The following is a 23,252-nucleotide window of genomic DNA, read 5'->3' on the forward strand; positions in this document are numbered from 1 at the left end:
CTGGGCCCCGCAGATCTCATGCTGGACCTCAACCGAGTCGAGCGAGCAGGGCGATGACCCAGCGGCACCTCGGGCGCATCGGCAACCCAATCACGATCACCGACACCCGGAGGGTGGACCAGTGAGCCAGCCGAGGTAGGTCACGAACTGCCCGCCGAGACCGATGTTCACCGTCCCCGCGACGTGCCCCGCCGCGAACGCGGTCCCGGTGCGCAGGTCGACGACCCACTCGCCCGCGTCGATGCGACGTCGCAGCTCGGCGGGGTCGGCCTCGGCCGGGGTGGAGAGGTCGATCTCGTCCGGCCCCGCGGAGTTGGCGGGGCCCATGTGGGCGTAGTACGCGGGGAACGCGTCGAGCCCGGCCAGCAGCTCGCGGACCCACTCGTCCTGCTCGCGGGTCAGCGCGGGGTTGGCCGCCTTCTCCGCGCCGATGGTGCTCGCGGTGCCGGTGGCCTGGGTGGCGGAGCAGAAGCTTCCGAAGCCGTGGGTCGGGAAGATCTCCGTCGTGTCGGGCAGCTCCGCGGCGAGCCGCCGCGCGGAGTGCCACTGGGCGTGGGCGAGCGTGTCGGTGTGGTCGGGTCCCAGCAGGTCGGGACGGCCGGTGGAGCCGTACAGGAGCGATCCGCCGGTGAACACGACCGTCGGCTCGGCGCCGGGCACGGAGCCGTCGGAGACGGCGAACGACAGGTGGGTGTGGGTGTGTCCCGGGGTGTGGAGGACCCGGACGTGCATCGTGCCGACCTCGACGACCTGACCGTCGCGGACGCCGACGCGCTCGAAGGAGACCGGGTCGTCCGCGTTCAGGAGGTACTGCGCTCCGGTCGCTCGGGCCAGCCGGAAACCACCGGTGACGTAGTCGTTGTGGATGTGGGACTCGAACACGTGGGTGATCCGGACGCCCGCCTCGTCGGCGGCGGCGCGGATCCGGTCGTGGTCGCGCTGGGGATCGACGACGAGGGCGACCTCGCCGTCGTGCGCCAGGTAGCTGCGGTCGCCCAGGCCGGGCGTCTCGACGGTCAGAACGGTGATCATGTCGGGTTCCGGTCCTCTCTCGGAGACGGCGGCCCCGTCGGCCGCTGATACCCGTGGGGGTATGTCTGCTCCAACCTCACCAAATGAACGTACATTCCGCTGCACAGTGTGACGTGTCCCATTCGCCCGGAACAGGGGGGTCAGTCCTCCGGTAACCCCGCCCGGTCGCCGGTGTGGGTTGCCTCGGCCCGTGCCCGGGGTGCGAGGTGCGGGTGGTGCAGATCGAGCGCCGGCCGCTCGGACCGGATGCGCGGCAGCTCGTGGACGTGGTGCCGCGGTGGCGGGCAGGTCGTCGGCCACTCCGGCGAGTTGGCGAACCCCCACGGGTCGTCGGCGTGGACCTGCCGGGGTGACCTGGCCGGCCATCTCGACGAACCGGCCGCCGAGGCCCACGTTGACCGGAAGTCATGCGGACCGCGGGTGTCGAGTGCGGCGCCGCCGCGGGCCAGCTCGTCGACCTGCAGCGGCGACAGCGCCGGGACCCGCGAGGTCTCGTCGAGCACCGGCCGGGACTCGCGGTTGCGCTGCGAGGCGTGCGCGACGTACATCGGCGCCACCGACCGGCCCTCGGTCACGGCGGCGACGAAGGCGTTCTCGTCCACCGGAGATGAAATGACCGTACATTTATGCCATCGTACGTCCAGGGACGGTGGGTCACGCCCGGCGAGCCGGGCTGTTGCGTGGCGCGTGCCCGCATGGTGTCGTGGTGTCCGTGTGCCCCACAGCTCCGTCGGTCGATCGCGGCTTCGTCGTGTGCCTGATCGCCACCGACCAGCTGTCGGTCGACGACCGTCACTGTCGTCGGGGAGTCCGGGCGGCCCGGTAGGACCGGCGCCGCTCCTTCCGTCCCGACCCACCGGAATCCCGGAGCGACCGTGCGCACATCCGTCCGTCCTGACATGTCCCGCCCCGTGGCGGCCGCCTTCGACGGCGAGCCCGCTGCCGCTCGCCCGTCTCCGGCGGAGGCGCCGCCGCCCGTGGACGCGCCGGGCGACGGTGGTCCCGGCGGTCACCCCGAGGGTGGTGCCCGTCCTGGCCTGCTGGGCCGGATGGCGCTGGCGGTGCGGGCCGCGCACCGGGCCGGCGTGCCGTTCTGACCCCCGTCCGGTGGGGACGCGGCCCGGTCACGGTCCCGGCCGTGTCCTGTTCCGGCTCGGCTGCGGTCCCGGCCGGCGCTCGGCCGACGGCTCCTCGTGCACGGTCCCGACGGCGCCCTCGACGTGGTGCGCAGCACGCCAGGGGACTTGCCGACAGGGTTAAATGACCGTACATTCAAGGGGTGTCCGACGCAGAGACCGATGCCCCCGGCCCCGCCGTCATCCGGCGCGAGCCCGGCCGCCTCCTCTGGGAGCAGCTGCTCGACGACCTGCGGCGCCGCCTCGACGTGGACGCGTTCACCGACGGTTTCCCCGGCGAGCTGGCGCTCGTGGAGGAGTACGGGGTCAGCCGGCACACCGTGCGGCAGGCGGTCAAGGTACTGCGCGACGAGGGCCGTGTCGTCGGGACGCGCGGACGCCCGTCGCGTCAGGCCGAGCCGGTGGAGATCGCCCAGCGGCTCGGCGCCCTCTACAGCCTGCACGAGTCCGTCCGCGCGATGGGACTCGAGCAGCAGAGCGTCGTGCGGGCGCTGGACACCCGCGCCGACGGCGTGATCGCCGCCCGGCTCGGGCTCGAGGAGTCCACCCCCCTGGTGCACCTCGAGCGCCTGCGCTTCGCCGGCGGCGACCCACTCGCTCTGGACCGCGTGTGGCTCCCGCACGACCTCGCCGCCCCGCTGCTGACGGCGGATTTCACCACCGGCGCGCTCTACGAGCGTTACGCCGAGCTGTGCGGGGTCGTCCTCACCGGCGGTGAGGAGACCATCCAGCCCATCCTGCCCACCCCCGCCGAGCACCGGTTGCTGGGCGGCAGCCCGTCCACCGCCGCGTTCTCGGTCCGGCGACTCGGCCGCGCCAAGGGTCGCCCGGTGGAGTGGCGCCAGACCCTCGTCCGCGGCGACCGGTTCGTCCTGCGTGCTGACTTCTCCACCAAGGACGGCTACCAGCTCGACCTGCTCGGCTCCCCCGACCGGAAGGACCCACGACGATGACCACGCCCGACCAGATCCCGCAGACCGACCCGGTGGACGCCCGTGAGCTCGCGGCCGGCGGTGCCCTGCTCCTCGACGTCCGTGAGCCGGCCGAGTGGAGCGCCGGGCACATCGAGGGCGCGGTGCACACCCCACTCGGCGAGCTGGACCCGATGGCGTTCGACCGGGACCGGATGGTCGTGGCCGTCTGCCGCTCCGGGAACCGGTCCGGCAAGGCCGCCGCGGCGCTGGCCGACGCCGGCGTCGACGTCCGGAACCTGGCCGGCGGCATGACGGCCTGGTCCGAGGCCGGACTCCCGTTCGTCGACGACGACGGTGAACCCGGGACCGTCGCGTGACCGGCGTCCTGGCCGGAGCGCTGGGCCTGGTCGTCGGGCTCGTCATCGGGACCCTCGGCGGCGGTGGCGGCGTGCTCGCCGTGCCCGCGCTGGTCTACGCGCTCGGCCAGGACGCCCGCACCGCCACCACCGGCAGCATCGTCATCGTCGGCATCATCGCCGCCGTCGGCGTCCTGGCCCGGCTCCGAGGGCGCACGATCGACTGGCGGACCGGTGTCGGGTTCGGGATCGTCGGCGTGCCCACCGCCTGGGCGGGGTCGCTGCTCAACCGTGCCGTGCCCCAGCCCGTCCTGCTGCTGTCCTTCGCGGCCCTCACCCTCGCCATCGCCGTGCTGATGCTGGTCAAGGGCGGGGCGTCGGCGCAGCAGGCCGACGGCGCGGCGGTCGCGGAGACCAGCGCCGCGGCCGGAGCGGAGCCGGCGTCCCGCACCGCCGGGGGCCCGGGGACGGCCGGCGCGACCGCCGTCCTCGCGGCCCCCGCGCGACGGTCGGTGGCCCGCCGTGTCGGCAAGATCGTCGCGGCCGGCTCGGTGGTCGGCTTCCTGACCGGGTTCCTCGGGGTCGGCGGCGGGTTCCTCGTCGTCCCGGCCCTGACCATGCTCATGGGCCTGTCGATGCCCGCGGCGATCGGCACCTCGCTGCTCGTGCTCACCTTCAACTCGATCAGCTCGCTGGGCGCCCGGATCGGGCACCTCGACCTGGACTGGGCGGTCATCGGGCCGTTCGCCGCGGTCGCAGTGCTCGGCGCGCTCGGCGGCAAGCTCGTCGCCGACCGGATGTCGGGCGCGGCGCTCAACCGGACGTTCGCCGGGCTGCTCGTCGTCGTCGGGCTGTTCGTCGGGGTGCAGAGCCTGCTCGCCCTCTGACGGCCCCCGGGACCGCGCCGTTGTGGCTCTCCGGCCCCGCCGGGTGCTCCCAGGGGAACTCTCGTTGCCCTAGAAGCCCCGATGGTTCCCCTGGGAGCAGCCGGCGGGGTGGCGGGAAGGGGGGCAGTGGTCAGGACGCGGGGGCGAGCAGGTGCCCGCGGACCAGCGCACCGTGCGCGGTCCGGGCCGCGACCACGGCCCACGCCGCGACGAGCAGCCCGTAGAGCGCCACCGCCACCACGGCGAGCGCCGGTGTCCCCAGCCGGGCCGCGAGCAGGTTCGTCCCGGTCACGCAGGTGCCGAGCGGGAAGGTGAAGCTCCACCAGGTCAGCGCGAACGGCAGTCCGCGCCGTGCCGTCCGGACGGTCACCGCGGCTGCCAGCGCCATCCACAGCATGGCGAACCCCCAGGCCGGCACGCCGTAGAGCACGGCGAACACGGCGGTGCCGCTCGCGAACGGTTCCGGAAGCGTGCCCGGCGCGACGTTCGCCAGGAGGCCGGCCGCGGTGACCGACTGGCCGAGCGGGCCGAGGACGATCCACAGGGTGGGGACGGTCGCGGCCGGGCCGGTCCCGTGCACGACCAGCCGGTTCCAGATCTGCGGGAGCAGCGCGAGCGTCGCGAACAGGCTCATCCCGAACAGCGCGTAGCAGGCGAGCAGCAGCGTCGCCCGGCCCGGCCCCGGGGCGAGGTGGGCGACGAGCAGGGCGCCGTCGGCCGCCGACACCATCGGCGGCACGACCGGCATCAGCCAGCCGCCGAACGCGGCGTCCGGGCCGATCTCGTGGCGGGTGATCATCAGGTAGGGCACGCCGACGGCGGTGGCCAGGCCGAACGCGGTGCCGGCCAGCCACAGCGTCCAGCTCGTGGCGAGTGCGGCCGTGGCACCGAGGACCGGGATCCCGAACTGGACGGCACCGGCGCCGACGGTCATCAGGGCCATCGCGACGGCGCCGTAGAACTGCACGGCGACCGGATCGGCCGCGTGCCCACGGGCCCGGGCGGGGAAGCGCAGGCGGTGCGCCGCCGTCGCCACGACCAGCACGACGAGCAGCACCGAGGCCAGTCCCCACACCGCGGTGCCCCAGGTGGTCAGGACCGGCGAGCGCAGCGGCAGCGTGGCGACCGCGCCGCCGACGATGCCGGTGCCCATCACCGATGCGAACCAGTTGGGCCCCAGCGACGAGACGGCGTCGCCGGGGCGGTCGAGGTCGCGCAGCAGCCCGATCCGGGCGAGCGCGTGCGGCCGCCGGGGCAGGTCCCCGACCTCGGCTGCGGTGCGGTCCAGGTGGGTCGTCATGGTCTCCACGGTGCGCGCGGCAGGCGCCGGAAGGTACCCGTCGCCGGGTTGCCTAGTCATAAGCTGTGGTTGTGGCTCTCTCTCCGCGTGTGGCCGACCTCGTGCCCTACGACCTGCTGGTCTCCGTCGCGACCCTGGGGAGCATGGGCAGGGCTGCCGTGGCGCACGGCGTCTCCCAGGCCGCGGTCAGCGCCCGGATCAGGAGCCTGGAGTCCGCGCTCGGGCTGACCCTGCTGGAGCGCTCCCCGCGGGGCACCCGGCTCACCCCGGACGGCGCGCTGGTGGTGGAGCGGGCCCGGGCCGCGCTCGACGCCGCGCACGCCCTCGACGAGGGGGTCGCCGCGCTGCGGACGGACCGCGCGGCCCGGCTGCGGGTGGCGGCCAGTGTGACGGTCGCCGAGTACCTCCTGCCACGCTGGCTGGTCGCGCTGCGGGCGGAGCTGCCCGGTACCGCCGTCACCCTGACCTCGCACAACACGGCCGAGGTGGTCGACGACGTCCGCTCCGGGGACGCCGATCTCGGCTTCGTCGAGGGGCCCGAGCTGCCCGCCGACCTCGACGGCCAGGTCGTCGCGCGGGACCGGCTGGTGCTCGTCGTCGCTCCGGACCATCCGTGGGCGGGTCGCCGGGCGGTGGACGCGTCCCGGGTGGGGTCGACCCCGCTGGTGGCCCGGGAGCCCGGGTCGGGCACCCGCGACTTCCTGGAGCGTGCGCTGGGTGCCCTGGCTCCGCCGGTCCTGGAGCTGGGATCGACGACGGCGATCAAGAACGCCGTCGCCGGCGGGGCGGGTCCCGCGGTGATCAGTGGCCTCGCCGTCGCGGCCGAGGTCGCGGCGGGGACGCTGCGGACGGTGCCGGTGCGCGGGGCGGACCTGCAGCGACGGCTGCGGGCGGCCTGGCGCCGTGGCCGGGCACCTTCGGGCCCGGCGCTGGTGCTGGTGCGGATCGCGTCACGACTCTGACCCCCGGACATGCGCGACGACGTAGACTCGAGGATACCCCCGGGGGTATCCAGCCGACCGGGACCGATACGAGGAGACGATCGCGATGTGCCGACGCGCCACCTGCCGCAACTGCGGCAAGGTCACCTGGCAGGGCTGTGGGCAGCACGTGGACCAGGTCATGGCCGGTGTGCGGCCGGCCGAGCGCTGCCGCTGCGCGCCGGCCGAGCGCTCCGGCGGCGGCCTGCTCGCGAGGGTGTTCGGCCGGTCCTGAGCGGGACCTCCGGCCCTGGGCGGCAGATACCCCTGGGGGTATCTGTGGAGCACCCGGACCACGATCGGAGACGCGCCATGATCCTCACGCAGTACTACCTGGAATGCCTGTCCCAGGCCTCCTACCTCGTCGGCGACGAGACGACCGGACGTGCCGTCGTCGTGGACCCCCGCCGCGACGTCGGGGAGTACCTCGCCGATGCCGCCGCGCACGGCCTGACGATCGTCGGGGTGATCGACACCCACTTCCACGCCGACTTCCTCGCGGGCCACCTGGAGCTCGCCGAGCGGACCGGGGCGTGGATCGGGTTCGGCGACGAGGCACGTCCGGAGTTCCCCGCCCGCCTGCTCGCCGATGGCGAGCGGATCGAGCTCGGCGACGTCGTGCTCGAGGTGCTGGCGACACCGGGCCACACACCCGAGTCGATCAGCGTCCTGGTGTGGGAGCACGCCGGGGACGCGGTCCCCCACTCCGTCCTCACCGGAGACACCCTGTTCGTCGGCGACGTCGGCCGGCCGGACCTGCTGGCCTCGATCGGCGTGACCGCCGACGAGCTCGGCCGGCGGCTGCACGCCTCGGTGGCCCGCCTCATGGAGCTGCCCGACGCGGTGCGGGTGCTGCCCGGCCACGGCGCGGGGTCGGCCTGCGGGAAGAACCTGTCCACCGAGCGCGCGTCGACCATCGGCGACCAGCGGCGCGACAACCCCGCCTGCCGGCCGACCGACGTCGAGGACTTCCTCGCGATGGTCACCGCCGGTCAGCCGGCCGCGCCCGCCTACTTCGTCCACGACGCGATCGCCAACCGTCGCGGACACGAATTGTTCGACCCGGCGCGGCCCGCGCGCCCGCTCGCCGTCGCCGAGGTCGACGACCTGGCCGGCCGCGGTGCGGTCCTGCTCGACGCCCGCGACGCGGACGAGTTCGCCGCCGGGCACCTCCCCGGCTCCCTGTCGGTGCCGCTCGACGGTCGTTTCGCCGAGACCGCGGGCACCGTGGTCGACCCGGACCGCGACGTCGTGGTGGTCGCCCCGCAGGACCGCGAGGAGGAGGTGGTGACCCGGCTGGCCCGGATCGGCGCCGACCGGGTCCTCGGCTACCTGCGCGACCCGGACGCCGTGCTCGCGGAGCCGGGGCGGACGCAGCGCTCGGAGCGGGTCGACGCGGCCGCGCTGGCGGAGATGCTCGCGGGACCCGACCGACCGGAGGTGCTCGACGTGCGCAACCGCGGCGAGCTCGCGGTGGGGGCGGTGCCGGGGGCGCGCCAGATCCCGCTCGCCGAGCTGCCCCGCCGGCTCGACGAGGTCGCCCGGGGCCGGACGGTCGTCGTGTACTGCGCGGGCGGCTACCGCTCGGGCGTGGCGGCCTCGCTGCTGCGCCGCGCCGGGTTCGCCGACGTCCGCGACCTCGCCGGCGGGTACGCCGCGTGGGCGGCCCTGCCGGAGGAGCGGCGTCGTCGCGCCGACGTCGCCGCGCATCTGCACCACGAGCTCGAGGTGGCCGCGGACTGGCACCCGGACCTGTCCGCCCGCGCGGTGAGCGGATCCCGCCGGCGCCCGTCGGCGCCGGCGGGACGGGCGCGTCAGGCGACCTTCGGTCGCTGCTCCACGACCTCGGACCGGTAGCTCTCGATGATCTCCATGAACTCGGTGTGCTCCGGCGTGGGCACCCCGCAGAAGTTCAGCGTCGAGGAGATCTCCAGCGCGACGGCGTCGAACTGCTCGTCGGTGATCTTCAGCGTCTCGTGCGCGGTGACCATGTCCATGCCCGGGTAGCACTGCGGACCGCCCGCCGCCTGCACCGACCAGGCCGTGACCAGGAACTTGTAGCCGGGGGCGTTGGCGGGCTCGCCGTGGTGGGCGTGCACCCCCTCGTTCGCGTTGACCGAGGCGTTCGCGAAGAGCCGGTCGACGAGGACGTCGACCGCCCCGGCGATCGCGTAGATGCCGCCGAGGCGGTCGTACAGGGACTGCTGTTCGGACATGACGACGCTCCCACTCCGTTGTCGGGACCCGATCACAATCCCGGGCGGTGCGGGTGTCGTCAATAGTGCACAACCGGTTTCCCGGCCGTACAGTCAGTCGTCGACCGCGTGCTGCCCGTGTCCCGGGCCGTACCCGGCCAGCGACGGGACCTGGGCCCGCAACCCGGCGGGCAGGTGCCGGGCCAGGTCGTCACGGGTGTCTGCGCCGAGGCTGCGGGCCAGGGTGTCGAGCACCGCGACCGAGGCGTTGGTGGCCCAGGCGACGTCGTGCAGCTCCAGGTACTGCTGCACCCGCGACAGGAACACCTCCTCGGTGAACGGCTGGGGCAGCACGGGCACGGCCGACACCGGGACCGCGGGCTCCGCCGGCGCGCGGTGGTCGGGCACCGGGGCGTCGTCCGCCTCCGGCTCGGCGGGGTTCCCGCCCCAGCGCTCACCCGGGGCCACCTGCTCGCCCTTCATCAGGAACGAGTCGGCGGCCAGCGTCACACCGTCGCCGATGTCGGTGGAGTAGTGCACGAACGCCCGCACGCCGACGGCCACGCCGTCGCCGAGCCGGATCCGGCCGGACTCGAAGCGGCCGTCCTCCAGCGAGTGGCACTGCAGGACCGACCCGGAGTTGAGCACGACGTCGTCGCCGAGGGAGACCAGGCTCTTCTCCGGCAGGGCGGCGCCGTCGTCGAAGACGCGCCTCCCGGCGCTCAGACCGGCCAGGCGGTTGCGCCACACGAGCAGCGGGGTCCCGGCCAGCACCGGCCGGACGTAGAGCTTCCAGAGCCGCTCGTGGAACCAGAAGTAGCGGTCGTAGATGGACGCGGTGCGCGGCTGCAGGCCGCGGAAGCCGAGCGTCGCGCGCTCCAGCAGCGCCGACCACACCATGAGCAGCAGCGGGCCGAGGAACACGGCCGGACCGAGGGCCCACAGCCCCCACACCGGCCAGAGCGCCACCGAGATCCCGAGCGGGACCAGCGCGACCGCGACGCCGAGGGCCCGCAGCAGCACCGTGACGACGAGGGTCGAGGCGTTGTAGCGGTTCTTGGAGCGCAGCCGGCGGGCCAGCTCCTCGTCGGTCGCCGGATGGTTCGGGTGCGGCCCCGCGCCGGTGCGCGGGATCTCCATCGGCGGCGAGCCGAGCAGGCCCACCCCGGTCCGCACCGGCCCGTCCACCGGGACCATGACCTTGGTCGCGAGCAGCACGTCGTCGCCGATCCGGGCGTCCGGCGGCAGGTGCACGTCGTTGCCGACGAAGTTGTCCCGGCCCAGCCGCACCGGACGGATCCGGAACGAGTCGTGCGACAGCTCGGTGTTCATCATCCGCAGGCCGTCGGACACGATCGTCCCGGAGCCGACGCGGGCGTGCCGCGGCGACTCCTGGCGGAGCTGGGTGCCGAAGTTCGACCCCGTCTGACGCAGGTCGTCCAGGTCGTAACCGAGGCCCTTCAGGTAACCGGTGATGAACGAGCTGTCGCCGAGCAGCAGCACCAGGAACCGCGCGTTCGACACGCCGGTCACGATCTGCTGGGCGACGTGGCGCACGCCGTAGAGCGGGAAGGTGCGGTCGACCGGCACGAACAGGGCGGCCAGCCTCGGCAGGGTCAGCACGGCGAGCACGCCCACCAGCAGGGCGGCCACGACCAGCGCCACCACCGCGATCGCGCCGATCAGGAAGAACCACCAGTGCGCGCCCATGTCGGCACCGGTCAGCCCGATCAGCCCGGCCACCTGCGGGGCGAAGCGGGCGAACAGGCCGACGAGCAGCGCGAACACCGCCGTCGCGACGGCCCAGGACAGCCCGGCGAACACCGCCGAGTAGACGACCCGGCGCAGCCGTCCCGCGCCGACGGCGTCGGGCCCGCGGTAGTCCGAGCCGGACGGACCGGCGGGCGAGCCGTGCCAGACCTCGCCGGCCGGGACGGTGACACCGGGGCGCAGCGCCGAGGCGTGGCCCAGCTGCGACCCGTCCTGCATCCAGGTCCGGATGTCGAGCACGGCGGCCTCGCCGACCACGCAGTCGTCGCCGACGCCGACCGGGCCGAACTCCAGCGCACCGGGCACGGCCCGGTAGCCCTGCAGCGACGCCTCCGGGTGCACGATCGTGCGGGCGCCGACCCGGACGAGGTCGGTGGCGACCGGGACGGCCCCGAACAGGGCGCTGCCGCGCCCGATCCGGGCGCCCAGCAGGCGCAGCCAGGCGGTGTACAGCGGGGTGCCGACGGCCAGCGCCATCGGGTTGGTCCGGATCAACGTCGAGACCACCCAGAACCGCAGGTGGGCGGCGCCCCACAGGGGCACGGTCCGTTCGCGGAAGCGGCCGACGAGCGTCCACTTCGCGAGCACCGGCAGCAGCACGACGGCGACGAGTACCCCCGCGGTCCACAGCGCGGCCCGGCCGGTGAGCGACACCGCGTCGGGCGCGGTGGAGATCCAGCGGTAGCCGAGGACCAGCACCGCGGCGGCGGCGAAACCGGACGCGAGCAGGAACAGCAGCTGCGCGATCCCGGTCAGCGCGTGCGCCACCGGGCGGGCGCGCACCGGCTCGACCGGCTCGGCGGCCACGGTCGGCACGACGTCGCCGAGCGCGGCGGCGAGCCGGCGCACGGTGGGGTGGCGGTAGACGTCGCGTGCGGACACCGACGGCAGGTCGTCGCGACGGCGCACGGCGGCGGCGAACCCGGCCAGCAGCAGCGAGGTGGCGCCGAGCTCGTCGAAGAAGTCGGCCTCGACGGAGATCTCGGCGGGCTCGACCCGCAGCACGGTGGCGAGCTCGGCGACCAGGCCACGCTCGACGTCGGTCGCCGGGCCCACGACCGGGCCGGTCGCGGCCACGCGGCTGCCGGTCGGCGCGGGCAGGTTCTTGCGGTCCGCCTTGTCGCTGGTCGTCATCGGGATGAGCTCGAGGTGCTCGAGGTAGGCGGGCACCATGTAGGACGGCAGCCGGTCCTGTAGGCGGGCCCGCAGGTCGGTCGGCGGTTCCGCGCCGCGGACCAGGCTGTAGTAGCCGACGAGCTCCTTCGTGCCGGGCGTCGGCTCGAACGTGTCCACCACGGCCATCGCGACCGAGGGGTGGTCCTGCAGCACGGCCTCGATCTCGGAGAGCTCGATGCGGTAGCCGCGGACCTTGACCTGCAGGTCGATGCGGCCCCGGTACTCGATCTCGCCGTCGGCGTTGATCCGCGTGAGGTCACCGGTGCGGTAGATCAGTCCGGACGGGTTGTTCGGCAGGTCGACCGGGGCCGGGACGAACACCTCGGCGGTCTTCTCGTCGCGGTTGAGGTAGCCGTCGGCCAGCCCCACCCCGGCGACGGCCAGCTCCCCGGTCTCGCCGAACGGCAGCACCCGGGTCGGGTCGGTGGTGTCCAGGACGAGGGCGGCGTAGGTCGGCAGCGGCCGCCCGATCGTCACCGGCCGGTCCGGGTGGACCTGCGCCATCGTCGCGGTGACGGTGGCCTCGGTGGGGCCGTAGACGTTGAGGAAGCGGCGCTGCGGGGTCCACCAGCGACGGATGAGGTCCTGCGGGCAGGCCTCGCCGGACACGAGCAAGAAGCGCAGGTCGTCGAGGTCCGCCTCGACGGTGGCCAGCAGCGTCGGCACCACGCACATCGCGGTGACGCGGCGCTCGATCAAGAAGTCGTGCAGGTCCTCGCCGACCAGCGACACCCCGGCCGGCTTGGGGACGAGGGTGGCGCCGGTCAGGAACGAGGTCCAGATCTCCTCGACGGAGAAGTCGAAGGCCAGGGTCAGGCCCTGGTACATGCGGTCGTCGGCGCGGACGCCGTACTCGTCGGCGGCGACCCGCACGAAGTTGCAGATCGCCGGGTGTCCGATCACGACGCCCTTGGGCCGGCCGGTGGAGCCGGAGGTGTAGATCAGGTAGGCGGGGTGCTCGCGGCCCGGTGTGCGACGGGTGTCCGGCCCGAGCCGCTCGTCGGAGCAGGCGGCGATGTCGGCGGCAGCCGCACCGGTGACCGAGAGGATCTCGACGTCGCCCCGCACGGGGTCGCCGACCTTCGCCAGCGCGCTGTCGGTGACCAGCAGCAGACCGGCCGCGGAGTCGGAGAGGATGAACGCCACGCGGTCCGCGGGGAAGCCCGCGTCCATCGGGACGAAGGTGGCCCCGGTCTTGAGCACCGCGAGCATGGCGGTGTAGCTCTCCACCGGGTCGTCGAGCAGCAGCCCGACGACGTCGCCGGGGCCGGTGCCGCGCCCGCGCAGGTGCCGGGCGAGACGGTTGGTGCGCCCGTCGAGGTCGCGGTAGGTCAGCGTGGCGTCGCCGGTGTCGACGGCGACGGCGTCCGGGTGGTGGTCGACGGCCTCCTCGAACACCTCGGCGAGCTGCTCGCCGGGCCGGGCCCGGGAGGCCTCCAGGGTCGCCCCGGGGACCAGCACGCGGTCGTCGAGCGGCACGGCGCCGGGGCGGGGGCGGGGGCTCGGTACCGGACGGCGGGTCGGCGAGGGGCGGTACGGCAGGTCCCGGCGGATCACCTGGGGCTGCCCCGGCTGCGTGGCGCGGTCGTCGCCGCCGTCGACCCCACCGGTGAGGGCCGACCGGTTGGACACGTCGGACATGACACCGGCCTACCCCTTCCCGCGGGGACGGAAAGTGCAGGCCGGGGGTGGCGATCGTCACTCGCAAAGTGGTGAACCCCGGTCGGGTGGAATACGTAGCCACACGCGGGCTCCGCTGTCGTCACGGCGGCGGCGTCGACCCGTGCACCGTCCGGAACAGGGTGTCGACGAGATCGACCCCCAGGTCATGATCATGGTCGGCCGGGAGGTCGACACCGTGGTCGTGGAACCACGAGGGCGGGGCCTCCGGGTGCGGGCCGACGACACCGACCGCGCCGTCACCGCACCGGGTGACGCAGGCGGCCACCGTGCCGTCGGCGTATGTGGCCAGGATCTCGGTCTCCGCGAGCGCCCGGCGTGTCGGCCGGATCACGCCCCCGTCCTGGAGGTACATCCGCCGTTCGGCTCCACGCCACCGGACCGTGACCAGGGCCGGGTCCGGGGTGGACGGATCGGCCCCCGGGCGGGACCAGTACTCGTCGACGGCGAGGCCGACGAGGTTGAGGAAGCCGCGCTCCACCAGGAACGCTCCCATGCAGACGCCCAGATAGCACCCGCCCCCGTGGACGAACCGGCGGATCGCGCCCTTGTCCGCGCGCAGCCGCCGGAACGCGGACTCGTCGTCGCCGGAGGCACCGGGGTGGGCGAACAGCACCGTGTCAGGGTCGGACAGTGCCTCCCGCAGCGGACGGTCGCCCGCCGGGCCCGCGGTCCGGACGTCGAACCCGTGCCCGCTGCGGCGCAGCAGGTCGGCGACGGCCTCGGTGTCGTCGGTGTGGTCGCCGGCCGACGGCCGGGTCCAGGCGTCGGCGAGCACGATGGCGACCGGCCGGCTCATCCGGAGCGCTCCGGTACGGCCGGGGTGTCCACCAGGTGCGCGAGCAGGTCCCGGACGCCGCCGGGCACGGCCACCTCCACCGGCCGCCACGACGACGGCACCCGGTCGACCGGCAGGAAGGTGTCCGGCCCGCGCCGCCCCCGCGCGAACAGCGCGGCGCCGGAGTTGATCCGGGTCACGAGCGCCCGGTCACCGTGCGCGGCCAGCAGCGACGCGGTGTCGACGGTCAGGACGACGTGCTCGGTGTCGGCGTAGCGGGGCAGCGCGTGCAGCCGCCGCAGGCGGGCGGGGTCCGCCCACAGGAACGCGCAGCCGTTGATCCGGCGCAGGTAGTCGGCCACACCGAACCCGGACCCCGGGTCGAGCATCCGTCCCAGGGCTGCCGGGTTGAGCGGGCGCTGGTCACGCAGCCAGGCGGTGCCGTGCTCGGGGTGGTGCAGCCGCACCGCCCGCGGGCGACGCGTGGTCAGCAGCCGTTCCCGCTCGTCGCCGGTCACCCCGAACAGGTCGAGCAGCCCCGCGACCGGCAGCAGCCCGTGCGTGGCGATCCCGGGCCACGACGAGGCGGGCGTGGTGTGGAACAGGCGCGGCGCGCGGCGGACGAGATCGTCGGGGTGCAGGCTCAGGCCCCCAGGGCCGTGTCGAGATCCGGGTACCAGGTGATGACCTGGTCCAGCCCGGTCATCCGCACCGGCCGGATCACCGCACGGTTGCCCGGGCCGGTGACCCCGTCGAGACGGACCCCGGCCTCACCGGCCGCCCGGGAGGACCGGACCACCGCGGTCAGACCGTGCGACCCGAGGAATCCGACGCCGGACAGGTCCAGCAGCGCCCGCGCCGGTCGCGTCTGGTGGAGCATCTCCGACATCCGGGCCCGGATCGCCTCGGCCTCGGCGAGGTCGACGTCACCGATCACCTCGAGGACGGTCACACCGGGCGCCGGGGTGTGCTCGCGCAGGCTCACCCGGGAGTGCGGCTCCGGCCAGCTGCCCGTGTGGCCGAGCCGCCGGCGGCCGGGCTCGGCCGACGTCACGACGGCCGCCCGGCTTCGGGCACGCCTCGCCCACGACCCCGCCCGCCGGATGGTGCGGGGCCGGATGTCCGGGGACCTACGGCCGAGTTTCCGATGGGCTCACCGTACCGGGCCCCGGGCCGTTGTCCACCGGTCGACCTGCGGGATCCTGTCCGGGGAGAGAGTCTTCACCGGGTGACCATCTCCACATCACCGCGACCCCCGGACCCGGCCGGCGACGGTGCCGTGACCGTCGTGCGGCGCGCCCGCGTCCCCGGCCACGACGGCGCCGTCGACATCGTGATGTCCGGCGGCAGGATCCGGTCGGTGGGTGCCCCGGCCCCCGCCGGGGCACCCGGTACCGACGCGGGGGACCGGCTCGTCGTCGGCGGCCTCGTCGACGCGCACCTGCACCTGGACAAGGCGCTCACCGCTGACCGCTGCTCCTGGTCCGGCGGCACCGTCGACGACGCGATGGCCGAGACCGCGGCGATGAAGGCGGACTTCACCGTCGACGACGTCGCCGCCCGCGCCGGGGCCGTCCTGGCGTCCTGCGTCGCGCACGGCACCACCCGGGTGCGGACCCACGTCGAGCTCGACCCGACCGTCGGGCGACGCGGGCTGGAGGGTGTGCTGGCGGCCGCGGCGGACTGGGCCTGGGCCGTCGACGTCGAGGTCTGCGTGTTCGCCCAGGACGGTCTGACCGGCTCGCCGGAGACGGCCCGGCTGCTCGACGAGGCGCTCGGCGGGGCCCGCGCGGCGGGCCGGCGCGCGGTCGTGGGCGGCGCCCCCTACGCCGACGACGACCCCGCGGGCCAGCTGGACCGCGTGTTCGGGCTGGCCGCGGACCACGACGCCGACGTCGACCTGCACCTGGACCTGTTCGACGGCACCGCCGAGGGCGCGCTGATCGGCACGGTGTGCGACCTGACCGAACGGGCCGGGCTCGGCGGCCGGGTCACCGCGGGCCACGGCACGGCCTGGTCGTTCCTGGAGCCCGAGCAGCGCGCCGCGGTGCTGGACCGGTGCGCCGGGACGGGGGTCGGCGTGGTCTCCCTGCCGTCGACGGACCTGTTCCTCACCGGCCGGGAGACCGGCGCCGGGGCGCCGCGCGGGGTCGTCGTGCTGGACCGGCTCGTCGAGCGCGACGCCGCGGCCGCGGTGGCCACGAACAACGTCCGCAACGCCTTCACCCCCTACGGCGACGGCTCCCTGGTCCGGATGGCGAACCTCTACGCCAACCTGACCCACCAGGCGTCGCCGGAGCAGCTGGCGGCCTGCCTGGACCTGGTCGGCCCGCGCGCCGCCCGGGTGCTCGGCACCCCGGCCGCCGCCACCGGGGTCGTCGCGGGGGCCCCGTCCGACCTGGTCTGCCTCGACGCACCCGACCCGGGCACGGCGGTCGCCGCCGTCGCACCGGTCCGCTGGGTGCTGAAGGGCGGTCGCCGGACCGTCACCGGCGCGGCCGTGGAGCTGCACCCACCGGTGTGACCCGGCTCATCGGTGCAGGCGATCGCACAGCGGGAACGCTGCCCGACATGAGCACACGTGAGGGCAGGGCCGTGCGGTACGACCGCTACGGCGGCGTCGACGAGCTGTACGTGACCGGTGTCGGGTTCGACGACCCCGGTCCGGGTCGTGTGCTGGTCGAGGTGCACGCGGCCGGGATCAACCCGGGCGAGACCGCGCTGCGCGAAGGCGTGTTCGCCGAGTCCTGGCCCAGCACGTTCCCCAGCGGGCAGGGCAGCGACTGGGCCGGGGTCGTCGCGGCGGTCGGGGAGGGCGTCACCGACGTCGAGCCCGGCGACGACGTCTTCGGCTGGACCGACGACCGCGCCTCCCAGGCCACCCACGTCGACGTGCCCGCCGAGCAGGTACTGCGCCGCCCGGCCGGTCTCGACGTCGCGACGGCCGGTGCGCTCTACATCGCCGGGACGGCCGCGGCCGCGTCGGTCGCGTCGGTGGACCCGCAGCCGGGGGAGACGGTCGTCGTCGCCGGTGCCGCGGGCGGGGTGGGGCAGATCGCGGTGCAGCTGCTGACGCTGCGCGACGTGGAGGTCGTCGGGATCGCCTCCGAGCGCAACCACGACCGGCTGCGCGAGCTGGCCGTGACCCCGGTCGCCTACGGGTCCTCGCCCGAGGAGACGCTGGCGAACCTGCGCGCCGCGACGCCGGACCGGGTGCACGCCGTCGTCGACCTCGTCGGCGGCGGCTACGTCGCGCTCGCCCGCGAGCTCGGTGTCGCCCCGGAGCGGATCAACACGATCATCGACTTCGAGGGCGCGCAGGCCCACGGCGCCGCCAGCTGGGGCACCGCCGACTCGGAGGGCCGCGACGACCTCGCCGCGCTCGGCGCGCTCGTCGCCGACGGGGCCCTGCAGGTCGCGATCGCGGCCGGGTACCCGCTCGACGGGGTCCGCGAGGCCTACACCGAGCTGGAGAAGCGGCACACCGCGGGGAAGATCGTCCTGCTGCCGCAGGAGTGATCCGACGCCTGCCGGGAACCCCGCCGGGGCCACCCCCGAGGAGAGGACAACCGTCGTGCAGATCGGCTTCAAGCTCTTCGCCGAGGCCCACACGCCGCAGGAGATGGTCCGCCAGGCCGTCCGGGCGGAGGAGGCCGGTTTCGACTTCGTCGAGATCTCCGACCACTACCACCCGTGGCTGGAGAGTCACGGGCACTCCGGGTTCGCCTGGTCGATCCTCGCCGCGATCGCGATGCGGACCGAGCGGATCGGCCTGGCCACCGGGGTGACCTGCCCGACGATCCGCTACCACCCGGCGATCATCGCCCAGGCCGCGGCGACGACCGCACTGCTGTCCGACGGCCGGTTCACCCTCGGCGTCGGCTCCGGCGAGCAGCTGTCCGAGCACATCACCGGACACCCGTGGCCGGTCGTCGGGGTGCGGCACGCCATGCTCCGCGAGGCGCTGGAGATCATCCGGCTGCTCTGGTCCGGCGGCTACCGCACCTACCGCGGCAACCACCTGTCCATCGAGGACGCGCAGGTGTTCGACCTGCCGGACACGCTGCCGGACATCGTCGTCGCCGCGGGCGGGCCGAAGGCGGCGCGGATCGCCGGTGAACTGGGCGACGGTCTCTTCGCCACCGAGCCCCGCACCGACCTGATCGAGGCCTACACCGCGGCCGGCGGGACCGGCTCCCGCTGGGCCGAGGTCCCGCTGGCCTACGCCGGCACCGTTGACGCCGCGCTGGAGTCCGCGCACCGGCTGTTCCGGTTCGGCCCGACCGGCTGGAAGATTCAGGCCGAGCTGCCGAACGTGCGCAACTTCGAGGCTGCGACGGCCTTCGTCCGCAGGGAGGACATGGCCGACGCGTTCGGTGCGGGCCCGGACGTCGAGACCCACGTCGCGACGGTGAAGGGCTTCGCCGACGCGGGCTACGACCGGCTCGCACTGATCAGCGCCGGACCGGACGTCGAGGAGTTCTTCGCGTTCTTCGAGGGTGAGCTGGCGGGCCGGCTGCGCGCGCTCTGAGCGATCCCGGCCGGTCGGACGGGGTGCGCGGACCGGGCCGACCGGCAGGGTGGGGGGCATGAACAGGGTCGTTCGCTTCACCGAGCTCGGCGGTCCCGAGGTGCTGACGGTCGTCGAGGAGCCGGTGCCGCAGCCGGGGCCGGGGGAGGCCGTCGTCGCCGTCGAGGCGATCGGGCTGAACCGGGCCGAGTCGATGTTCCGGCGCGGTGAGTACATCGAGCCGACCCGGCTCCCGGCCGGTCTGGGCTACGAGGCTGCGGGCACCGTCGCCGCCGTCGGCGCGGGCGTGGACCGCTGGTCGGCGGGGGACCCGGTGAGCATCGTCCCGGCGTTCTCGATGAACGACCACACCGTCTACGGCGAGCACGCCCTCGTCCCGGCCCGTGCCCTGGTCCCGCGGCCGGTGGACGCGGTGACCGGGGCCGCGACCTGGATGCCGTTCCTCGTCGCCTACGCCGGGCTGCTCGAACCGCGCGTCCTGCAGCCGGGCGACCACGTGCTGGTCACGGCGGCGTCGTCGAGCGTGGGACTGGCGGCGATCGCGACCGCGAACCGGATCGGCGCCGTCCCGATCGCCACCAGCCGCAGCCGCGCCAAGGCGCAGGCGCTGCTCGACGCCGGGGCCGCACACGTCGTCGCCACCGGGGAGGAGGACCTGGTCGCGCGCTGCCGGGAGATCACCGGCGGGCGGGGCCTGGACGTCGTGTTCGACGCCGTCGCCGGACCCGCCGTCGAGACGATGGCCGACGCGGTCCGCCCGGACGGCACGATCGTCATCCACGGCAGGCTCTCCGGTGAACCGACGATCTTCCCGACGGCGACGCTGCCCGACCTCGTCGTCCGCTCGTTCACCCTGTTCGCGATGACCCGCGATGCCGAACGCCTGCGCCGGGCGGCCGCGTTCGTCGCCGCGGGGATGCGCGGTGGGGACTTCGCCCCACAGGTGGACCGGGTGTTCGACGGGCTCGACCAGGTCGTCGCCGCGCACGAGCACCTGGAGTCCAACGCCCAGGTCGGGAAGATCGTCCTGCGGCCCTGACCGGGCGGCTCAGCCGTCCAGCTTCGACGGGTCCAGGGTCGCCTTCTTGACCCCGAGCCTGCGGTTGAGCAGCAGCGTGATCCCGTAGAGGACCAGGCCGAGCAGGAGCAGCAGCCCGGCCAGCTCGTACTGGATCGCGTCCCGCCCGGAGAACGGCAGGACCAGGTACAGGCTGGCGACGGCGCCGACGACCGGCAGGCCGGGCGGGGCCCGGAAGTGGTCCTCGGGGATCCGGTCGCGGCGAAGCACCAGCACCGCGATGTTGACGATCGTGAACACGGCGAGCAGCAGCAGCGAGGTCGTGCCGCCGAGCGCGGAGACGACGTCGGAGTCCGAGTCCAGCGACACGTAGCTGATCAGCGCGAACGAGATCAGCGTGGTGAAGATGATCGACACCCACGGCGTGCGGCGGAACGGGTGCACCCGTGCCAGCGGCTTGGGCAGCACGGCCTGGTTGGCCATCCCGTAGAGCAGCCGCGAGGCCATCAACATGTTGATCAGCGCCGAGTTGGCGACGGCGAACATCGAGATGAACGGCAGGACCAGGTCGGCCGGGATGCCGGGCGCCCCGGCGCGGACGACCTCGACCAGCGGCGTCTCGCTCGCCGCCAGCGGGCCGACCGGGACCAGCGCCACCGCGCAGATGGCGACGAGCACGTAGATGACCCCGGTGATGGTCAGCCCGGTGATCATGATCCTGGGGAAGATCCGGCGCGGCTCGTGGCACTCCTCGGCCATGTTCACCGAGTCCTCGAAGCCGACCATCGCGAAGAACGCCAGCGAGGTCGCCGAGGTGACCGCCAGGAACACCCCCTTGTCCTCGGGGGTGTCGAAGGCGACGACCCGCGACCAGTCGGCGTCGCCGCCGGCGATCGCGTAGATCCCGATCAGGATCACCAGGAGCAGGCCGGAGAGCTCGACGATCGTGAGCACCACGTTGACCTTCACGCTCTCGCCGACGCCGCGGAAGTTCACCGCCGCGACCAGCAGCATGAATCCCAGCGCGATCAGCACGATGCCGCCGTTGCCCAGGTCCAGCCCGAAGCCCTCGTTCAGGTTCGCCGCGAACGCCCGCGACGCCGTCGACGCCGAGGTGATCCCCGAGCTCATCACCACGAAGGTGACCATGAACGTCAGGAAGTGGATGCCGAACGCCTTGTGCGTGTAGAGCGCCGCGCCCGCCGCCTGCGGGTACTTCGTGACCAGCTCCAGATAGGAGAACGCGGTGATCATGGCGACGGCGAAGGCGACCAGGAACGGCACCCACGCCGCCCCGCCGACCTCCTCGGCGACCTGGCCGACCAGGGCGTAGATGCCCGTACCCAGGATGTCGCCGACGATGAACAGCAGCAGGAGCCTGGGCCCCATGACCCGCTTCAGCGCGGGCCCGTCCTCCGCCGTCGACGTGGTGGCGTCCGCCATCGTGGTGCGCTCCCCTCCGCGGCGGCCCGTGCCGCCCGCGACCGGCTCAGCCTGGTGGGGGGTTCGTGCCGTGTCGAGTCGAAAGGGTGGAGTGTTCATCTGGAGGGAGCGTGTGTGGCCCCGCTCACGTGGCGTTCACTGTCCGGCGTGCGCTCGTCGCAGGAGCCGGAGGTCGCCGTGTGTACCGCTACCGAGTGATCGCCTGTCTCGTCGCGCCGGAGGTCCTGCTCCAGGCCGGCATGTGGCCGGACGTGCCGATGTCCATGGTCGCCCGCGGCGACGTGGTGCGGATGCGGATCGCCGACGGCAGCGGCGCGGTGCACTCCGTGCACCTGCGCGGGCACCACGCCGTCGTGTTGTCCCCGCGACGGGGCGCCCGCGACGGGCAGTCCCTGGTGGATCGAGGGCCACTGTGACAACCTGACGCACCCGTCGGAGGGCCTGATGGCGCACCTCGTGTGCGAGGGGGTGACCACGCCGTACCGGGTCGGCGGGCCGTCGGGCAGCGACCCGGAGTGAGCAGGCTCAGCCGCGGTGCCGGGACCGGCGCGGGGTGTCCGGGTAGGGCTCGGGGTAGCCGTCGTCGACCGGGCCGGGCTGCGGCGGCTGCGACGCGTGCGACGGGGGCACCGGACGGCCCTGCGGCGGGCCGGACGGCATCGGCGGCGCCGGCACCGTCGGCTGTCCGACGGCGCGGGGTGCGGGGGCGAGGGCCCGCTCGCGGTCCCGCTCGGCCTGGTCGCGGAGCAGGTCGCGGATCTCCTTCAGCAGGTCGAGGTCGGTCTCCAGGGCCGGGTCCGCGGCGTCGCGCTTGCGGCGCTCCTGGAGCCACTTCATCGGGAAGACGACCAGGAAGTAGATGACCGCGGCGGTGATCAGGAACGTGATGACGGCGTTGAGGAAGCTCGCGTAGTCGAGCTGCACCTCGTCGGTCAGCGGGATCGTGCCCGGGGGCACGGCGTTCTCCCCGCCGGAGAACAGCCGGAGCAGCGGCTCCAGGAACGCCTTCGTGAAGGCGGTGACCACGGCCGTGAACGCCGCACCGATGACGACGGCGACCGCCAGGTCGATCACGTTGCCACGCAGCAGGAATTCCTTGAAGCCCTTCAGCACGCCGGAGCACTCCTCGAGATCGGGTCGGGGGCGGGGGTGGGTCCGGCGAAGGAGGCTAACCGGACCGTGACCTCCGTGCCGGGCCTGCGCCCGCACGGTGCGGCCCGGCGCGGCGGACGGGACGCGCCGGTCGACGGGCGGCCCGGGTGCGGGGGCGCGGGTCAGGCGGTGGGCCCGGCCCCGGCGTCCGGGCCGCGCTCCCCGGCGGGGCCCTGCGGGGTGACCGGGCGGGCCGCGATGAGCCGGTCCAGGAAGTCCCCGGCCTCGCGGGCGGCGCGGTCCACGTCGCCGTCGGCGATGGCCTCGACGATCCCGGTGTGGGAGATGTCGTCCTCGGTGCCCGCGGTGCCGGGCATCGTGGTCTTCACGCTGTCCGCGACCGCCTCCACCACACCCCGGTAGAGCTCGACGAGCAGGTCGTTGCCCGCACACCGGACGACGGCCACGTGGAAGTCGGTGTCCGCACGGGCCGCGCGCTCCAGGTCCGCGGTGTCCGGCTCCTCCCCGCGACGGCCGTACGCCGCGACGGCCGCGACGGCCCGGTCGCGCCCGGCCAGCGCCGCCCGCAGGACGGTCAGGTCGGCGTCGGTCCGGCGGGCGGCCGCCATCCGGGCCGCCTCGACCTCCAGGGTGCGGCGGACCTCCAGCACCTCGCGCAGCTCCGGGCCGCACAGCGTGCGCAGCGCCCCGGACAGCTCGGTGGTGGCCCGCACGTAGGTGCCGTCGCCCTGGCGTACCTCCAGGAGGCCGCCGTGGGCGAGGGCGCGGACGGCCTCGCGGACGGTGTTGCGGCCGACCTCCAACGACGAGGCGAGCTCCGACTCCGGCGGTATCCGGGCACCGACCGGCCACTCCCCGCCGGTGATGGCGGAACGGAGCTGGTCGATGACCTGGTCGACCAGGCCACCGCGGCGCGCTGTGACGAGAGGCACCGGATCATCCT

21 protein-coding genes and 2 pseudogenes are annotated in these 23,252 nt (G+C 74.3%); 12 read left to right on the plus strand and 11 right to left on the minus strand.

Features of this window, described 5'->3' with window-relative positions; all coding sequences use genetic code 11:
- Positions 1-96: 96 nt before the first annotated feature.
- Together NH602_RS07610 and NH602_RS07615 are read right to left on the minus strand one after the other, a co-directional pair.
- A complete protein-coding gene (locus NH602_RS07610; protein ID WP_253067415.1) occupies positions 97-1,032 on the minus strand; it encodes an MBL fold metallo-hydrolase in 936 nt (311 codons plus the stop codon).
- A 140-nt stretch (positions 1,033-1,172) separates the two neighbouring features.
- Positions 1,173-1,373: pseudogene (locus NH602_RS07615) on the minus strand (cytochrome ubiquinol oxidase subunit I); the annotation flags it as partial.
- 558 nt (positions 1,374-1,931) lie between these two features.
- On the opposite strand from NH602_RS07615, the gene NH602_RS07620 reads away from it, so the two are divergent.
- The 4 genes from NH602_RS07620 to NH602_RS07635 all read left to right on the plus strand — a co-directional run bounded on the left by NH602_RS07620 (position 1,932) and on the right by NH602_RS07635 (position 4,325).
- Complete coding sequence (locus NH602_RS07620) at positions 1,932-2,129, plus strand: hypothetical protein (protein ID WP_253067416.1); 198 nt, start codon at positions 1,932-1,934, stop codon at positions 2,127-2,129.
- A gap of 182 nt (positions 2,130-2,311) precedes the next feature.
- Positions 2,312-3,121, plus strand: coding sequence for a GntR family transcriptional regulator (locus NH602_RS07625; RefSeq protein WP_253067417.1), 810 nt, complete (start codon positions 2,312-2,314; stop codon positions 3,119-3,121).
- Complete coding sequence (locus NH602_RS07630; protein WP_253067418.1) at positions 3,118-3,459, plus strand: rhodanese-like domain-containing protein; 342 nt, start codon at positions 3,118-3,120, stop codon at positions 3,457-3,459. The genes NH602_RS07625 and NH602_RS07630 overlap by 4 nt, the downstream gene beginning before the upstream one ends.
- Positions 3,456-4,325: a sulfite exporter TauE/SafE family protein gene (locus NH602_RS07635; RefSeq protein ID WP_253067419.1), complete on the plus strand. Its 870-nt coding sequence runs from the start codon at positions 3,456-3,458 to the stop codon at positions 4,323-4,325. The genes NH602_RS07630 and NH602_RS07635 overlap by 4 nt, the downstream gene beginning before the upstream one ends.
- Positions 4,326-4,455: 130 nt before the next feature.
- Here the strand turns inward: NH602_RS07635 and NH602_RS07640 are convergent, their stop codons facing one another.
- Positions 4,456-5,625, minus strand: coding sequence for a TDT family transporter (locus NH602_RS07640; protein WP_253067420.1), 1,170 nt, complete (start codon positions 5,623-5,625; stop codon positions 4,456-4,458).
- Positions 5,626-5,696: 71 nt separating this feature from the next.
- Here NH602_RS07640 and NH602_RS07645 point away from each other — a divergent pair, with 71 nt between their 5' ends.
- From NH602_RS07645 to NH602_RS07655, 3 genes are all read left to right on the plus strand, one after another.
- Positions 5,697-6,587 (plus strand): LysR family transcriptional regulator, encoded by an 891-nt coding sequence (locus NH602_RS07645; RefSeq protein ID WP_308292818.1) that lies wholly within the window; start codon positions 5,697-5,699, stop codon positions 6,585-6,587.
- An 85-nt stretch (positions 6,588-6,672) separates the two neighbouring features.
- Complete coding sequence (locus NH602_RS07650; RefSeq protein ID WP_253067421.1) at positions 6,673-6,840, plus strand: hypothetical protein; 168 nt, start codon at positions 6,673-6,675, stop codon at positions 6,838-6,840.
- A 77-nt stretch (positions 6,841-6,917) separates the two neighbouring features.
- Positions 6,918-8,462, plus strand: a complete 1,545-nt coding sequence (locus NH602_RS07655) for a rhodanese-like domain-containing protein (protein ID WP_253067422.1) — start codon at positions 6,918-6,920, stop codon at positions 8,460-8,462.
- On the opposite strand, the gene NH602_RS07660 is transcribed toward NH602_RS07655, so the two are convergent.
- The 5 genes from NH602_RS07660 to NH602_RS07680 all read right to left on the minus strand — a co-directional run bounded on the left by NH602_RS07660 (position 8,420) and on the right by NH602_RS07680 (position 15,258).
- On the minus strand, positions 8,420-8,821 hold the full coding sequence (locus NH602_RS07660; RefSeq protein ID WP_073575671.1) for a group 1 truncated hemoglobin: 402 nt from the start codon (positions 8,819-8,821) through the stop codon (positions 8,420-8,422). The two genes, NH602_RS07655 and NH602_RS07660, sit on opposite strands and share 43 nt — an antisense overlap.
- A gap of 93 nt (positions 8,822-8,914) precedes the next feature.
- Positions 8,915-13,387 (minus strand): Pls/PosA family non-ribosomal peptide synthetase, encoded by a 4,473-nt coding sequence (locus tag NH602_RS07665; protein ID WP_253067423.1) that lies wholly within the window; start codon positions 13,385-13,387, stop codon positions 8,915-8,917.
- Positions 13,388-13,508: 121 nt separating this feature from the next.
- Positions 13,509-14,225, minus strand: a complete 717-nt coding sequence (locus NH602_RS07670) for a hypothetical protein (RefSeq protein WP_179761351.1) — start codon at positions 14,223-14,225, stop codon at positions 13,509-13,511.
- Complete coding sequence (locus NH602_RS07675) at positions 14,222-14,884, minus strand: hypothetical protein (RefSeq protein ID WP_374210142.1); 663 nt, start codon at positions 14,882-14,884, stop codon at positions 14,222-14,224. Before NH602_RS07675 ends, NH602_RS07670 begins: the two co-directional genes overlap by 4 nt.
- The gene (locus NH602_RS07680; RefSeq protein ID WP_083658628.1) at positions 14,848-15,258 is read right to left on the minus strand and encodes an STAS domain-containing protein; all 411 of its coding nucleotides are present in this window, start codon (positions 15,256-15,258) and stop codon (positions 14,848-14,850) included. Before NH602_RS07680 ends, NH602_RS07675 begins: the two co-directional genes overlap by 37 nt.
- 174 nt (positions 15,259-15,432) lie before the next feature.
- Between NH602_RS07680 and NH602_RS07685 the strand changes: the two genes are divergently transcribed.
- The 4 genes from NH602_RS07685 to NH602_RS07700 are packed head-to-tail and all read left to right on the plus strand — an operon-like array spanning position 15,433 to position 19,774.
- On the plus strand, positions 15,433-16,728 hold the full coding sequence (locus tag NH602_RS07685; RefSeq protein ID WP_253067424.1) for an amidohydrolase: 1,296 nt from the start codon (positions 15,433-15,435) through the stop codon (positions 16,726-16,728).
- 47 nt (positions 16,729-16,775) lie between these two features.
- Positions 16,776-17,723 carry an NADP-dependent oxidoreductase gene (locus tag NH602_RS07690; RefSeq protein WP_179761348.1) on the plus strand — a complete coding sequence of 316 codons (948 nt, stop codon included), beginning with the start codon at positions 16,776-16,778 and terminating at the stop codon, positions 17,721-17,723.
- Between the two features lie 55 nt (positions 17,724-17,778).
- On the plus strand, positions 17,779-18,735 hold the full coding sequence (locus NH602_RS07695) for a TIGR03557 family F420-dependent LLM class oxidoreductase (RefSeq protein ID WP_253067425.1): 957 nt from the start codon (positions 17,779-17,781) through the stop codon (positions 18,733-18,735).
- Positions 18,736-18,793: 58 nt separating this feature from the next.
- Positions 18,794-19,774 (plus strand): zinc-dependent alcohol dehydrogenase family protein, encoded by a 981-nt coding sequence (locus tag NH602_RS07700; protein ID WP_253067426.1) that lies wholly within the window; start codon positions 18,794-18,796, stop codon positions 19,772-19,774.
- Positions 19,775-19,783: 9 nt separating this feature from the next.
- Here the strand turns inward: NH602_RS07700 and NH602_RS07705 are convergent, their stop codons facing one another.
- The gene (locus NH602_RS07705; protein WP_073575686.1) at positions 19,784-21,196 is read right to left on the minus strand and encodes an APC family permease; all 1,413 of its coding nucleotides are present in this window, start codon (positions 21,194-21,196) and stop codon (positions 19,784-19,786) included.
- 179 nt (positions 21,197-21,375) lie between these two features.
- Between NH602_RS07705 and NH602_RS07710 the strand changes: the two genes are divergently transcribed.
- Entirely contained in the window at positions 21,376-21,612 is a 237-nt protein-coding gene (locus NH602_RS07710; protein WP_253067427.1) for a hypothetical protein, read from the plus strand.
- Between the two features lie 319 nt (positions 21,613-21,931).
- On the opposite strand, the pseudogene mscL reads toward NH602_RS07710, so the two are convergent.
- Positions 21,932-22,309 (minus strand): annotated as a pseudogene (mscL, locus tag NH602_RS32185) (large conductance mechanosensitive channel protein MscL); the annotation flags it as partial.
- Positions 22,310-22,470: 161 nt separating this feature from the next.
- Positions 22,471-23,241, minus strand: coding sequence for a FadR/GntR family transcriptional regulator (locus tag NH602_RS07720; RefSeq protein ID WP_208823789.1), 771 nt, complete (start codon positions 23,239-23,241; stop codon positions 22,471-22,473).
- Positions 23,242-23,252: the final 11 nt, after the last annotated feature.

The sequence above is a fragment of the Pseudonocardia sp. McavD-2-B genome, assembly GCF_024124365.1.
GTDB classification, from domain to species: domain Bacteria; phylum Actinomycetota; class Actinomycetes; order Mycobacteriales; family Pseudonocardiaceae; genus Pseudonocardia; species Pseudonocardia alni.